The organism is Ensifer aridi, assembly GCF_002078505.1.
Lineage (GTDB): Bacteria > Pseudomonadota > Alphaproteobacteria > Rhizobiales > Rhizobiaceae > Sinorhizobium > Sinorhizobium aridi.
The window spans coordinates 15,045-28,626 of the sequence record NZ_LUAV01000034.1 but is presented as its reverse complement, the minus strand read 5'-3'; the positions used below and the strand labels follow the sequence as shown (position 1 = coordinate 28,626).

Below are 13,582 nucleotides of genomic sequence, written 5' to 3'. Positions count from 1 at the left end.
CCTCGTGCCTCCTCCACCGTGCGTTTAGCGGTATCCCACGCGCTTGCACTGCAGCCTTCCTCCCCTCGAGGTGAGAGTTTCCTTCACTGCGCGAATGGCATTGACGAAGGCGCCTTTGGCCATAGTTTGTTTGCTAAAGCCGTGGGCGGGGTGCAACGCGGGTTTTGGGTCCAACTCCCGTCGGCACCAACGCGATTGTCTCCATCGCCTTCCCAGGTGCTCTGGGGAAGGCAAGACGTACTCCCTGCGGAAGAGGCGAGATGACCAAAGTCGCGCTCTGGAGAACCCTCTACACCCCAGGCCATGATGCCGCTCGGCTGTTTCAGGCAGAGTCGGGGTGGCGGCTCGAAGGGACAGCCGTTTATTTAAGGGACGGAGAGCCGTCCTGTGTTCGCTACGCCCTCGAGCTCGGGCCTGACTGGTCCACGCGGAGTGGATCAATCGAAGGTTTCATTGGAGCCAGAGCCGTTACCAGCCGAATTCAACGCGATGCACAGGGCTGGACTCTCAACGGGGCTAGGCAAAGCCGTGTTGAGGACCTCGTAGACCTCGACTTCGGATTCACGCCGGCGACGAACCACCCGCAGTTGCGCCGCATGGCGCTGCGGAGGGGACAATCTGAGCGTATTACCGTCGCATGGATGGATGCGGATTCCGAGAAGCTGGAGCCGTTGCCGCAGGTCTACCGCCGCGTTTCTGAGCATGCCTACGACTATGAATCGCCACAAGGTCCCTACCGTGCGACGCTTCAGATCGCCCCGACCGGCTTTGTCAGCCTCTATCCGGAGCTTTGGGAGATGGAACTGAATGCTGTTTAGGCCCGCTCCTCACCGGCAACTGTCGCCTCCGGAGCAAGTATGATCAAAAAGGGCGGAGACGCCATCGGCCAACACTCGGTGGCTGACGACGACCCGGCGTGCTCACCGGCACCTGTAGACACGCAGGATCTAAAATCAGATGATTAGCTGCACGATATGCGCGAACGGCGTCATTGCCCATTTGCCGCCAGCATCTTTTGCCGTTCTATAGATGATGAAATCACTGCCCACTGTGAACGTTCCATGCATGGTGATCTCGTTACCAGTTGAGAGTACGGCTCGGAGCTCGGTTGCATGACGCTCCTCGATCTGCTGACTGATCAACTCGGAGAGGGTTAGATGAAGCCTTTCAGGTTTTGAGTCGTTCATTGTTCTGCCCGCCCGACGCCCAGGGTTTCGGCAATCGCCGATATAGTGGAGCCTTGCCCCACACGAAAGGAATGGACCGCCCCAGCGACCGACAAAGCCGGCGTTGCGTTCTGAGCTCGCGCCCGCCGCATCGACGCCTCGAGCGAAATTGGTCACTCCATGTTACAGGCGCCGTTGCGACGCTGATAGGGGCGATTGCACTCCCAGGCGTTACCGGAAGAGTCCAGATGCGCGTTCTCAGGAAGCTTGATTTCTGAACATGTCGCTCCCTTCACTTCAAAGCCGCGATCGCATTTCCACTTCTCACCATAGGATGTATCCACGAGGAACCCGTTTTTCGGGACCTTGACGGCGACGCAGGCTTCGTCCTTCTGTTCAAAACCACGATCGCATCTCCATTCGTTCCCGCTTGTCGTCAGATAAGCATGGTCGGGAACAGTCAACTTAACGCATTCGCGTCCGACAACCATGTACCCTCGTTCACATTCCCATCCCTCGTTGTAGGTCGAATCCGTCAGGTACGCATGATCCGGCACCTTGATCGGGTCGCATCCGATATCGCTTTTGCGATATCCGCGCATGCACCGCCAGCGATCACCGAAGAATGGATCAACATACGCGCCCGCCGGCACCTCAACACTGATGCATCGGTTGCCCTTCTCAACGAAACCGTGGTGACATTCCCAACCCTTACCGTAGGGCTCATTCGTCAAGAATGCGTCCGCGGGAGGCGCCACCCCGAGGCAGGATTCGCCCTGTCTCCGAAATCCCAGATCGCAATCCCAACCTGACCCATAGGGGCTTTCTTTCGCATTGGCAGGCACTGGCGGTTTCGCCTGGCCGAATGCGCTCGGGCTGAACAATAGCGCCGCCCATAGCATGGTCACGGCTAGAGCCAAGAGCAAACGCTGAGGCCGAATTGGCCCGCTTTCGGGACATACGAAGATCATTTGAAGAAGGATAGTGTGTGAGGAGCGGTATGACATCGCGTCCTCCTCTTGTCGGGGCTAGGGCTCGCGTATGTCCCTCAGGCGGCAGCGCCCTTGCAAGTTGCGGCCGACACGGCACCATGAACTTCATCGTACTACTTAGCAAGAACACTCTGGACCTCTCGGCAAATGGCTCCAAGTTGTACAGGTTTGCACCTCCAGCGTAGACGAGCTTCCCGGCTCGGCTGGTTGCCGCCATCGCACAATTTAATTGAGGCTCCGGGAGCCGTGAATAGGCAGAGAGGAGCGTTTTGCTTTGCGGTTTCTCGAAGCATGCCTGTTTCGCTTCCACGATGCTGGTGGAGCAAGCCATCTGCTAAGCCGCCTCACAGATGAAACCCCGAGGCTATTGCTATTTGGTGGACAAAAGTGCAGCGTTCAGCCTTCAGTAGCAGATGTCACGGGCGCTACTGCTTAAGGGCTAGCTGCCCTGGCCCCAAGAAGGAGGACTCCCATGTCTTCCACCGTAGACAACATCTCACCTGCCAATCTGGAAATGATTCGGTCAGTCCTAGAGGATGCCGGCTACGACGCTTGTCTCCTTCTCGAGGACCAGCGATTGTTCAACACGGCCTCATTGCTTGTGACTAAGCTGTTCCTAGCGGGTGTGGACTCCCGATCGGGACTAGCGGCAAAACTGGAATTTCAACTGGGGAAAGCCGGCAAGCACAGACAACTCGGCACTTCATCGCTGTCGCGCTACGCAATTCAAGGACTTCCACTTGAGCTACAGTCCCAAGGCCGCGAAAACGCGGGCTAGGGGCGCCATCCGTTGCGGAAGCCAACCGCGGCGACCAGCGTCAGGAATCTTCATGTCTAAGTCTCGATCCTCAGCTTCATCCGGTCAGCGGCGAAGCGCGTGCGCGAATATTCAACCGGCCGACCGTCGAGATCGGCATTGACCGATTGCGCCTCCATGACGATTGCGCCGGGCGAAAGCTTGAGGAGGGCGAGTTCCTCCGCATCGGCGTGCCGGGCGACGATCTCCGTCCAGGCGCGAACGTAATCGTCGAGCCCTTGCGCGGCAAAAGCTTTGGTCACGGAACCGAGACGCGCATAATGCTCCGCCATCTTCGGAAAGCGCTCGGACGGAAAATAACTCAAGGATGCCGAAAGCGGCCGGCCGTCGCCGCTGCTGACGGTGCGCAACTCGACGAGCGGGGAGCCTGGCGCAAGGCCGAGCGCCGCGGCGACTTCGCCGCTCGCCGGCACCTGACGGTGCCCCAGCAGCTTGGTTCCGATTTCTTTCACCTGCCGGGCAAGTCCTTGTGAGAAACGAGTACGGCGGGAAATCGGGTAGCTCACCCGCTCCTTCCGCTCGATCATCGTGCCACGCCCCTGCACCGCGCGCACCAACCCTTCCTCGGCGAGGGCAGCGAGCGCGCTGCGCACCGTGTGGCGGTTCACGCCGAATTCGGCCGCCAAAGCCGTCTCCGGCGGCACCATGCCGGTGGCGTCATAGTCTCCATTGCTGATCGCCAGCCGTATGCGATCGGCGATCTGCCGCCAGAGCGCCACGCCGGTCTGTCGCTCGATCGCCCTCCTCGCCGCCATTTTCCCCATCGATGTCACAAGCCTGTCATTTGCCAACGCTAAGGAAAGACATAAGATGTATGCTTGTCTAGATCAATAGACAATTAGAGGTGAATGATGGACGCAACCCCAGAACAAGCGCCCCCGGCGCCCGCCGCCGAACGCAGAGAGGGCATGCGGCTTCTCGCCCGCGCCACCCTCGCCGAGCTTTCTGCCGCCTGGGAGGCGATCGCCGGCAAGCCGGAGGTCGCGCCGGTACGCGGCCCGGAAACCGGACTTGTCATGGTGCGCGGCCGCATCGGCGGTGGCGGCGACCCCTTCAATCTCGGCGAGGCTACGGTGTCGCGCGCTACGGTTCGGCTCTCGACCGGTGAAATCGGCCACGGGCAGTTGCTCGGCACCGACAAAGAGCGCGCGCGCCTTGCGGCGGTCTTAGACGCGCTTTTCCAGAACGATGCCCACCGTCCGGCGGTCGAAGCGCTGCACCGGCGGGTAGCAGGACGCCTCGAGGCGGAAGATCGGCGCAAAGCCGAGGAGACCGCCGCAACGCGCGTGGATTTCTTCACCATGGTCCGGGGAGAGGATTGATGGCCGTCCAATCGCAGATCTATGCCGGCGCCTTCGCCGATCCGGTTTTCGAGGCGCAATCCGTCTTCCGCACTCTGATGGACTGCTTTGCCCGTCCGGGCACCATCGGCCGCCTCGCCAGCGCAGCCTCTCCGCCCTCCCCTCTCGGCAGAGCGAGCGGCGCCGTCGCATTGACCCTCTGCGACCATGACACGCCCGTCTGGCTTTCGCCGGCGCTTTCCAAATCCGCCGTGCCGCAATGGATCGCCTTCCATACCGGCGCCGGCATGGCGGAAGCAAAGGACGAGGCCCGCTTCGGCTTCGTCGAGACGGGCGGTACTGTGCCGGGTTTCGACCAGTTCGCCCTCGGCACGCAGGAATATCCGGACCGTTCGACCACGCTGGTGATCGAAGTCGAAGCGCTCAAGGGCGGTCAGCCGCTTGTCGCCCGAGGACCGGGGATTAAGAACGAGATCGTCGTCGCTCCCAAGGGCTTGCCCGATGTGTTTCTCGACTTCTGGACGGCCAACCGGGCGATCTTCCCGCGCGGCGTCGATCTCATACTGACGGCGCGGGATGCGGTGCTCTGCCTGCCGCGCACGACAAGACTGGCGATCGAGGAGTGAGCGCATGTATGTAGCCGTAAAGGGCGGGGAAGCCGCCATCGCCAATGCCCACCGCCTGCTTGCCGATCGCCGCCGCGGCGAGCGGTCGCTTCCGTCGATCACCATCGAGCAGGTCGTCGAGCAACTCGGCCTCGCCGTCGATCGGGTGATGGCCGAGGCCTCTCTCTACGACCGCGCGCTTGCGGCCCTTGCCGTGCGCCAGGCGCGCGGCGACATGATCGAGGCGATCTTCATCCTGCGCGCCTACCGCACCACGCTGCCGCGCTTCGGCTATGCCGAGCCGATCGACACGGCGAACATGAAGATCGAGCGGCGCGTTTCGGCGACCTACAAGGATCTGCCAGGCGGCCAACTGCTCGGCCCCACTTTCGACTATACGCACCGGCTGCTCGACCCGTCGCTCCTCGGCGACGAGCCGGTCGAGGAGGTGGCTTTGAAGGAGCCCAGCGAACCCGTCATGCGCGTTTCCGACATCCTGGACGGCGAGGGCCTGATCGAGGGCGACGGCGAGATGCCGGAGGGCCATGTGGCGGGCGACCTCACGCGCGAGCCGATGGAGTTCCCCATGGCGCGCGACCTCCGCCTGCAGGCGCTTGCCCGCGGCGACGAAGGTTTCCTGCTGGCGCTCGCCTATTCCACCCAGCGCGGCTATGGCCGCACCCATCCCTTCGTCGGCGAAATCCGGATCGGCGAGGTCGAGGTCGAACTGGAGTTGCCGGAGCTCGGCTTTGCCGTTTCGCTTGGGGTCATTCGCGTCACCGAGTGCCAGATGGTCAGCCAGTTCAAGGGGTCCGCAAAACAGCCGCCGCAGTTCACTCGCGGCTACGGCCTCGTCTTCGGCCAGAGCGAGCGCAAGGCCATGTCCATGTCGCTCGTCGATCGGGCGCTCAGGACCGACGAGTTCAGCGAGGACATCGTCGCCCCCGCCCAGGACCAGGAATTCGTCATCTCGCATGCCGATAATGTCCAGGCGACCGGCTTCGTCGAACACCTGAAGCTGCCCCACTACGTCGACTTCCAGGCCGAGCTCGACCTGGTACGCCGGATGCGCCGCGAGTATGAGACCGCGCACGGCGGCGAGGACGGCATGAAGGAGGCCGCCGAATGAACGACCTTGCCGCCTACAACTTCGCCTATCTCGACGAGCAGACGAAGCGGATGATCCGTCGCGCGATCCTGAAGGCGATCGCCATTCCCGGCTACCAGGTGCCGTTTGCCTCGCGCGAAATGCCGATGCCCTATGGCTGGGGCACTGGCGGCGTACAGGTCACCGCCTCGATCCTCGGCCCAGACGACGTGCTCAAGGTCATCGACCAGGGCGCCGACGACACGACCAATGCGGTCTCGATCCGCGCCTTCTTCCAGAAGGTCGCCAATGTCGCCGTCACTACGAAGACGAAGGAAGCGACGATCATCCAGACGCGCCACCGCATTCCCGAGGAGCCGCTCAGGGAGGGCCAGACGCTCGTCTATCAGGTGCCAATCCCGGAGCCCTTGCGTTTCCTCGAGCCGCGCGAGACCGAGACGCGCAAGATGCATGCGCTCGAGGAATACGGTCTCATGCACGTGAAGCTATACGAGGACATCGCCCGCAACGGCCATATCGCCACGACCTATGCCTATCCGGTAAAGGTTGAAGACCGCTATGTCATGGACCCGTCGCCGACCCCGAAATTCGACAATCCGAAAATGCACATGTCGGAGGCGCTGCAGCTCTTCGGCGCCGGCCGCGAGAAGCGCATCTACGCCGTGCCGCCTTACACGCAAGTCGTCAGTCTCGATTTCGAGGATCACCCCTTCGAGGTCCAGAAGTTCGACAAGCCCTGCGCGCTCTGCGGCGCCGAGAACGTCTATCTCGACGAGGTGGTGCTCGACGACAAGGGCGGACGCATGTTCGTCTGCTCCGACACCGACCATTGCGAAGACCGGCGGGCGCATGGCCATGCCGGCGCCTTGCTCGCCCGCCCCACACAGGAAAGTCAGGAGGCCGCCGAATGAGCGCCATCCCGCTTCTGAAAGTCAATGACGTCTCAAAGTTCTACGGAAGCCGCATCGGCTGCCGCAATGTCTCCTTCGAACTCTATCCGGGCGAAGTGCTTGCCGTCGTCGGCGAATCCGGCTCCGGCAAGACCACGCTGCTCTCCTGCCTCTCGACGCGGCTGATGCCCACCTCCGGCATCGTCGAATACCACATGCGCGACGGGCAGTATCGAGATCTCGCGCGCATGAGCGAGGCCGAGCGCCGCTTCCTGATGCGGACCGACTGGGGCTTCGTCCACCAGAACCCGGCCGACGGGCTCCGGATGACGGTTTCGGCCGGGGCCAATGTCGGCGAGCGGCTGATGGCGGTGGGCGATCGGCACTACGGCAATATCCGCGCGAGCGCAAGCGACTGGCTGAGGCGCGTCGAAATCGAAGAGGACCGGATCGACGACCAGCCGCGCGCCTTCTCCGGTGGCATGCGACAGCGCCTGCAGATCGCCCGCAACCTCGTGACCTCACCCCGCCTCGTCTTCATGGACGAGCCGACCGGCGGCCTCGACGTCTCGGTGCAGGCGCGCCTGCTCGATCTCCTGCGCGGGCTCGTCCATGACCTTGGCCTTGCGGCGATCATCGTCACCCACGACCTCGCCGTGGCGCGCCTTCTGTCTCATCGCATGATGGTAATGAAGGACGGCGCGGTCATCGAGCAGGGGCTTACCGATCGCGTGCTCGACGACCCGCGCGAGCCTTATACGCAGCTTCTCGTTTCCTCCATTCTGCAGGTGTGACGCATGATCCCGAAAAGTGGAGTTCGGTTTTCGGACAAGATCATGCGCAAACGAAAGTAAGACCCATGGCTACACCCCTTGTCGTTTCAGAAGTCGCCAAGAGCTTCACCATGCACCTTCGCGACGGCGTGCGCCTGCCGGTCGTCGCCAACGTCTCGTTCTCGGTGAAGGCCGGCGAATGCGTCGTGCTCGGCGGTCCCTCCGGCGTCGGCAAGAGCTCGATCCTCAAGATGCTCTACGGCAATTACGGCGTCGACGAGGGCCAGATCCTGATGGAGCATGACGGCCGGCTCGTGAATCTCGCCGATGCCGAGCCGCGCATCGTGCTCGAAGTGCGCCGCACCACCCTCGGCTATGTCAGCCAATTCCTGCGCGTCGTGCCGCGCGTCTCCGCCCTCGACATCGTCGCCGAACCCTTGCAGGCCCGCGGCGTGACGGCCGCAGAAGCGCGCGACCGCGCGGCGGAACTGCTCGCGAGACTTAACCTGCCGAAGGAGCTCTGGGCCTTGCCGCCGGCGACCTTCTCCGGCGGCGAGCAGCAGCGCGTCAATATCGCCCGCGGCTTCATCACCGACCACAAGATCCTGCTTCTCGACGAGCCGACCGCCTCGCTCGACGCCAAGAACCGCACCGTGGTGGTCGAGATGATCGCGGAGAAGAAGGAGACCGGCACGGCGCTGATCGGCATTTTCCACGACGAGGAGGTGCGCGAGGCGGTCGCCGACCGCATCATTGACGTCTCCGAGTTCTCGCCGAGGAAGCATGCCGCATGAGCCAGAAGCTCGGTCTGGAACCCTTCATCCATCCAACAGCGAGCGTCGTGAAGTCGACACTTGGCCGCTACACAGAAGTCCAGGAGCGCTCGCGCCTCGACGAGGTTGAGTTCGGCGACTATTCCTACATCATGCAGGACGGCTCGATCTGGTGCGCGACAATCGGCAAATTCGTCAACATCGCCGCGGCCGTGCGCATCAACGCCACCAACCACCCGACCTGGCGGGCGACGCTCCATCACTTCACCTATCGCGCACCCATGTACTGGGAAGATGCGGAGCCCGACCACGATCTCTTCGCCTGGCGCCGGCAAAACCGCGTGACGATCGGCCATGACGTCTGGATCGGCCACGGCGCGACGATCCTGCCGGGCGTGAAGGTCGGCAACGGTGCAGTGATCGGCGCCGGCGCCGTCGTCTCGAAGGACGTGGCGCCCTATACCATCGTCGGCGGCGTGCCCGCCAGGCTCATCCGCTTGCGCTTCACGGCGGCGATCGGCGAAGCCATGGATCGGCTCGCCTGGTGGGACTGGGAGCATGCCAAGCTGCGCCGCGCACTCGACGATTTCCGGGAGCTGACGGCGGAGGAGTTTCTGGTGCGGTACGGCTAGCTTCCGGTTCAGGAAGGCCCCTCATCCGGCCTGCCGACCACCTTCCCCCCGCAGGCGGGGCGAAGGGGACCCGCGGCGCCGCCTTAGTCCCCTCTCCCCCGCGGGGAGAGGGCTAGTCCTCGGATTAAACCAAGGGGAGGGGCGAAGGCGCGCAAAGGAATGTCCAAGTCGGCGCAACATGGCCCTTTCCAGCGCTCAGGTTGGGAGCGACCAAGAGCCGAGCGCCCATTAAACGTCGGCGGTCTCCTTCAAAAACTCAACCGCAACCCTCGCCGTCAGCGCCAGCGAGATCGCCCCCGCGTCCGGATGGCCGATGCTCTTTTCCGCAAGCGGCCGCGCGCGACCGAGTTTCGGCGTCAGACTGGACGTTGCGTTGGCCGCCTGCTGCGCCGCCTTGGCCGCCGCATTCCATGCTTCGGCAAACGACTTGCCTGCGGCGGTTTCCCGCTCCAACGTCTCGACGAAAGGCACAAGCGCGTCGACCATCGTCTTATCGCCCACTCGGGCGCGGCCGAGGCGAGTGACGCCTTCGAGCGCCAGGCGCGCACCTTTGACGATCGCCGCATCGCTCACCTTTTCCTCGTCGCTGAAGGCGTTGCTCCAGGAGCGGAGCGCCAGGCCCCAGATCGCGCCCGAGGTGCCGCCGGCGCGGTCCGCCCAGGCATCGCCCGCGGCAGCGAGTACGCTCGCCGCGCCCGCACCCGCGACAACCGCGGCCTTTGCCGCATCGAGCGCGGCAGCCGAGCCGCGGCGCATGCCCTGCCCATGATCGCCATCGCCGGCAACGGCGTCGATGCGGCCGAGTTCTTCCTCCGCCTCCTTCAGCGCATCGGCGATCTTCCCGATGAGCTGGGCGATGCATTTGCCGCTCTCCTTCGAAGCTTCCGAGGCCGGTCCGAAGGATTGCGGACCTTCGGCATCGACGATTTCGTCTGTCGCGGGTTCGGCAGGGATGATCGTGCCCTTGCGCATAACCGGCGCATCCGAAGGCGCCCGCCAGAGCTCTTCCAGCTCTTCATCGAGCCAGAGAAGTGTGAGCGAGCAGCCCTGCATGTCGAGGCTGGTGACGAATTCGCCGCATTCCGGATCGACAATTTCGAGCCCCGCCCCGGCCAATTCCTTGGCCACCGCCGTCCAGAGCACGAACAGTTCTTCGTACTTGGTGGAGCCCAGACCGTTCAGCACGGCTGCAACCTTCTTCGTACCCGCCGGGCGCTCGGCCAGGAGCTTGCCGGTGAGAAGCTTCGCAAGGTCGCTCGCAGTCGCGATTCTTTCCTCGCTGACGCCGGGTTCGCCATGGATGCCGAGGCCGAGCGCCATCTGGCCCTTCGGCACGGTGAAGAGCGGACCGGCCGCCCCCGGCAAAGTGCAGCCGCCGAAGGCGACGCCGAACGATGCGGTGCGGTCGTTGGCAAGGCGGGCGAGCCGCTCCACCTCATCGAGCGACTTGCCCGCCTCGGCGGCGGCGCCGGCGATCTTGAAGACGACGAGATCACCGGCGATGCCGCGGCGCTTGGCCGGCGTCTCGGCTGGGGCGCTCGCCACGTCGTCGGTGACTGGCAGCACACGCACATCTATGCCTTCGGCACGAAGCCGCTCGGCCGCGAGCCCGAAGTTGAGGACGTCGCCGGCATAATTGCCGAAGCCGAGCAGCACGCCGCCCCCCTGCTCCGCATGGCGGCAGACACGGGCGACTGCGGCCGTCGAGGGAGAGGCGAAGACGTCTCCGGCAACGGCTGCATCTGCGAGCCCCGGCCCGACATAGCCGGCGAAGGCAGGATAATGCCCGGAACCGCCGCCGATGACGACAGCGACCTTGCCCTTCGGCACCTTGGTCGAGCGCACCACGCCGCCCTTCACGAGGCGGACGTTGCGGGAATAGATCGCTGCGAAGCCGGCGAGCGCGGTGGTGGCGAAGTCTTCCGGAGCGTCAAAGATCGTGGTCATCGCTTCAATGTCCCTCTTCAATGTCCTTCTTGGCGAGGCAGGATGCGCCTCAGATAATCGCGGTTGGCAGCGCTGACGGAAAGACCGTCGCCGCCGTAATGCTCGCAGAGGAACGGGCTTTCGAAGCCGTATGCTAGAGCCATGCGGATCGCCGCCCGATAGTTGATGACGCCGAATTCGAGCGGGGCCGGATGGGTGACGATCACTCCCGATGCCGCATCCTCCGTGCGATTGTAGTTCTTGACGTGCCAGTATTTGGCAAAAGGCGCAACCTTCGCCATCATTTCCTGCCAATGTTCGACCGGCCGATGCAGCCGGATGAGGTTGCCGAGATCGGCATTGATGCCGACATTGGCGAGACCCACCTCCTCGACGAAACGGACCGAACCCTCCGCCGTGCCGAGATAAGTGTCCTCGTACATTTCGAGGGCGACCTCGATGCCGAGCTCTTCCGCATGGCGGCCGAGCTCGCGAACCCGCGAGACCGCCGTCTGCCAGGTTCCCTCATCGTCCGGGTTCTTCAGCCCCTCGACGGTCCAGAACCACAGTACTTGTCTCTGCGCCTCCGTCAGCGGCCCGAAGAAGCCGAAGGATACCGAAGTTGCGCCCACGGCCGCGGCAGTCTCGATCAGGCGGTGACCATAGGCGAGATATTCCTCGCCGTGTTCCGGATCGATGAGACTGCGCCGGGAGGTGGAGATCGCCGGGATCGTCAGGCCGAGCGAGCGGGTCAGGCCTACGAATTCCTCCAGACGAGCCCGCGACAGATCGGCAAGCCGTATCCAGCTATCGGTCGGGTCGAGCTCGGTAAAGCCTACGTCCACGACGTCGGCGAGCGTCGCCGCCCACTCCTCCACGGACTGATCCTGCACCGACCGGCCGTCCGGCAAAACATTCGGGTACTGGATCATCGCGGCGGCGATCGGCCAATTATCACGGTTCCATTTGCATAGAGCGCCGTGGCGGACTCCTCGGGATTGGAGAAATTGGTTCAGGGGGATCTGCGGCGACCTAATTAGACCGCCGCATTGCCGTCGCCGTGCGGAGCGGCGGCGTCATGCTTGCGCCCGCGCAAGCTGCCGACAATCCAGAAGACGAGCGGGGAGAGAAGGAGCGCCAGACCCAGCGCCATCAGGGTGGAGACCAGGCCGTTCGACCAGAAGATATTGAGGCTGCCGCCGGACATCAGCATCGACTGGCGGAAGGCGTCCTCCGCCTTATCGCCGAGCACCATTGCGAGAACCAGCGGCGCCAACGGATAGTCGAGCTTCTTGAAGACATAGCCGATGAGACCGAAGCCGATCACCAGGAAGATGTCCGAGACGGAGTTGGCCACCTGGTAGGCGCCCGAGAAGATCACCGCGACGATGATCGGCCCGATGATCGAGAAGGGCACGCGCAGGATCGAGGCATAGAGCGGTACCGTCGCAATCACCAGGAAGACGGCGACGACATTGCCGAGATACATTGACGCGATGAGGCCCCAGACGAAATCCGGCCGATCGGTGAAGAGCATCGGGCCGGGGGTCAAGCCCCATATCATCAAGCCGCCCATCATCACCGCGGCGGTCGCCGAACCCGGCACACCGAGGGCGAGCATGGGCAAGAGCGCCGAGGTGCCGGCGGAATGGTCGGCCGTTTCCGGCGCGACGACGCCGCGCGGATCGCCCTTGCCGAATTTCGATTTGTCACGAGCCGAGCGGCGAGCAACGCCATAGCTCATGAACGAAGCCGCGGTCGGGCCGGCGGGCGTGATACCCATCCAGATGCCGATGATCGTCGAACGGGCGATCGTCAGCCAGTAACGCGGGATCTCGATCAGCGTGCGGGCGATCTCTGCAAGCTTGACGCGCGCCTTGATGCCCTCGAAGCGCAGGCCTTCTTCGGTCGTGAGCAGGAGCTCGCCGATGCCGAAGAGGCCCATGACCGCAATCAGGAAGCTCACGCCTTTGATCAGTTCGGGAATGTCGAAGGTCAGCCGGAGGTTACCGGAGATCGTATCCATGCCGATCGAAGCGAGCGCAAAGCCCAGCATCATCGAAACGAGCGTCTTGAAGGGCGACTGCGCGCCCATGGAGATGAAGCTCGCGAAGGCGAGGAAATAGACGGCGAAATATTCGGGCGAGGAGAATTTGAGGGCGAAATTCGCGACCCACCCCGAAAGCAGCGTGATCATGACGACGCCGGCAAGCGCCCCGAGGCCAGCGGAAACGAAGGCGAGCGTCAGCGCCCGGCTCGCCTGACCGGCCTTGGCCATCGGATAACCGTCGAAGGTGGTTGCGACAGACGAGGGTTCGCCGGGAATGTTGAAAAGGATCGACGTCGTCGAGCCGCCGAAGAGCGCACCCCAGTACATGCAGGACAAGAGGATGATCGCCGAGATCGGATCCATCGAGAAGGTGAGCGGAAGAAGCAGCGACACGCCATTCGGCGCGCCGAGCCCCGGCAGGACGCCGACGAGGATGCCGAGCGTCACGCCGACCATCATCAAGAGGAAATGGTTCCAGCTGAGGATGTGGCCGAAGCCATCGATCAGGAGATCGATATTTTCCATGTCATTCCTCCCGCAAGCGGCGCA

General features: G+C 63.5%; 15 protein-coding genes. 9 read left to right on the top strand and 6 right to left on the bottom strand.

What is annotated here, in order from left to right; genetic code table 11:
- Positions 1-260: 260 nt before the first annotated feature.
- Positions 261-818: a putative glycolipid-binding domain-containing protein gene (locus tag AYK65_RS25075; RefSeq protein WP_026617024.1), complete on the top strand. Its 558-nt coding sequence runs from the start codon at positions 261-263 to the stop codon at positions 816-818.
- A gap of 135 nt (positions 819-953) precedes the next feature.
- Here AYK65_RS25075 and AYK65_RS25070 read toward each other — a convergent pair whose 3' ends face one another.
- Positions 954-1,187: a hypothetical protein gene (locus AYK65_RS25070; protein WP_081161725.1), complete on the bottom strand. Its 234-nt coding sequence runs from the start codon at positions 1,185-1,187 to the stop codon at positions 954-956.
- 152 nt (positions 1,188-1,339) lie between these two features.
- Positions 1,340-1,900, bottom strand: coding sequence for a hypothetical protein (locus AYK65_RS25065; protein ID WP_139015831.1), 561 nt, complete (start codon positions 1,898-1,900; stop codon positions 1,340-1,342).
- A 730-nt stretch (positions 1,901-2,630) separates the two neighbouring features.
- On the opposite strand from AYK65_RS25065, the gene AYK65_RS25060 reads away from it, so the two are divergent.
- Positions 2,631-2,936 carry a hypothetical protein gene (locus AYK65_RS25060; RefSeq protein ID WP_081161719.1) on the top strand — a complete coding sequence of 102 codons (306 nt, stop codon included), beginning with the start codon at positions 2,631-2,633 and terminating at the stop codon, positions 2,934-2,936.
- A 56-nt stretch (positions 2,937-2,992) separates the two neighbouring features.
- Here the strand turns inward: AYK65_RS25060 and phnF are convergent, their stop codons facing one another.
- The gene (phnF, locus tag AYK65_RS25055; RefSeq protein ID WP_081161717.1) at positions 2,993-3,730 is read right to left on the bottom strand and encodes a phosphonate metabolism transcriptional regulator PhnF; all 738 of its coding nucleotides are present in this window, start codon (positions 3,728-3,730) and stop codon (positions 2,993-2,995) included.
- Between the two features lie 96 nt (positions 3,731-3,826).
- Here phnF and phnG point away from each other — a divergent pair, with 96 nt between their 5' ends.
- The 7 genes from phnG (at position 3,827) to AYK65_RS25020 (ending at position 9,057) form a co-directional block, all read left to right on the top strand.
- Positions 3,827-4,297, top strand: coding sequence for a phosphonate C-P lyase system protein PhnG (phnG, locus tag AYK65_RS25050; RefSeq protein WP_081161715.1), 471 nt, complete (start codon positions 3,827-3,829; stop codon positions 4,295-4,297).
- Entirely contained in the window at positions 4,297-4,902 is a 606-nt protein-coding gene (gene phnH / locus AYK65_RS25045) for a phosphonate C-P lyase system protein PhnH (RefSeq protein WP_046117259.1), read from the top strand. Before phnG ends, phnH begins: the two co-directional genes overlap by 1 nt.
- Positions 4,903-4,906: 4 nt before the next feature.
- The gene (locus AYK65_RS25040; RefSeq protein WP_081161712.1) at positions 4,907-6,010 is read left to right on the top strand and encodes a carbon-phosphorus lyase complex subunit; all 1,104 of its coding nucleotides are present in this window, start codon (positions 4,907-4,909) and stop codon (positions 6,008-6,010) included.
- Positions 6,007-6,900, top strand: coding sequence for an alpha-D-ribose 1-methylphosphonate 5-phosphate C-P-lyase PhnJ (locus tag AYK65_RS25035; RefSeq protein WP_081161709.1), 894 nt, complete (start codon positions 6,007-6,009; stop codon positions 6,898-6,900). The genes AYK65_RS25040 and AYK65_RS25035 overlap by 4 nt, the downstream gene beginning before the upstream one ends.
- The gene (phnK, locus tag AYK65_RS25030; RefSeq protein ID WP_046117262.1) at positions 6,897-7,673 is read left to right on the top strand and encodes a phosphonate C-P lyase system protein PhnK; all 777 of its coding nucleotides are present in this window, start codon (positions 6,897-6,899) and stop codon (positions 7,671-7,673) included. Before AYK65_RS25035 ends, phnK begins: the two co-directional genes overlap by 4 nt.
- Before the next feature lie 65 nt (positions 7,674-7,738).
- Positions 7,739-8,446, top strand: coding sequence for a phosphonate C-P lyase system protein PhnL (gene phnL / locus AYK65_RS25025; protein ID WP_046117263.1), 708 nt, complete (start codon positions 7,739-7,741; stop codon positions 8,444-8,446).
- Positions 8,443-9,057: a DapH/DapD/GlmU-related protein gene (locus AYK65_RS25020; RefSeq protein ID WP_081161706.1), complete on the top strand. Its 615-nt coding sequence runs from the start codon at positions 8,443-8,445 to the stop codon at positions 9,055-9,057. The genes phnL and AYK65_RS25020 overlap by 4 nt, the downstream gene beginning before the upstream one ends.
- A gap of 228 nt (positions 9,058-9,285) precedes the next feature.
- Here AYK65_RS25020 and AYK65_RS25015 read toward each other — a convergent pair whose 3' ends face one another.
- The 3 genes from AYK65_RS25015 to AYK65_RS25005 form a co-directional block, all read right to left on the bottom strand.
- Complete coding sequence (locus AYK65_RS25015) at positions 9,286-11,004, bottom strand: dihydroxyacetone kinase family protein (RefSeq protein WP_081161703.1); 1,719 nt, start codon at positions 11,002-11,004, stop codon at positions 9,286-9,288.
- A 17-nt stretch (positions 11,005-11,021) separates the two neighbouring features.
- A complete protein-coding gene (locus AYK65_RS25010; protein WP_139793344.1) occupies positions 11,022-11,915 on the bottom strand; it encodes a sugar phosphate isomerase/epimerase family protein in 894 nt (297 codons plus the stop codon).
- A 104-nt stretch (positions 11,916-12,019) separates the two neighbouring features.
- On the bottom strand, positions 12,020-13,558 hold the full coding sequence (locus tag AYK65_RS25005) for a tripartite tricarboxylate transporter permease (RefSeq protein ID WP_046117267.1): 1,539 nt from the start codon (positions 13,556-13,558) through the stop codon (positions 12,020-12,022).
- Between the last annotated feature and the right edge of the window lie 24 nt (positions 13,559-13,582).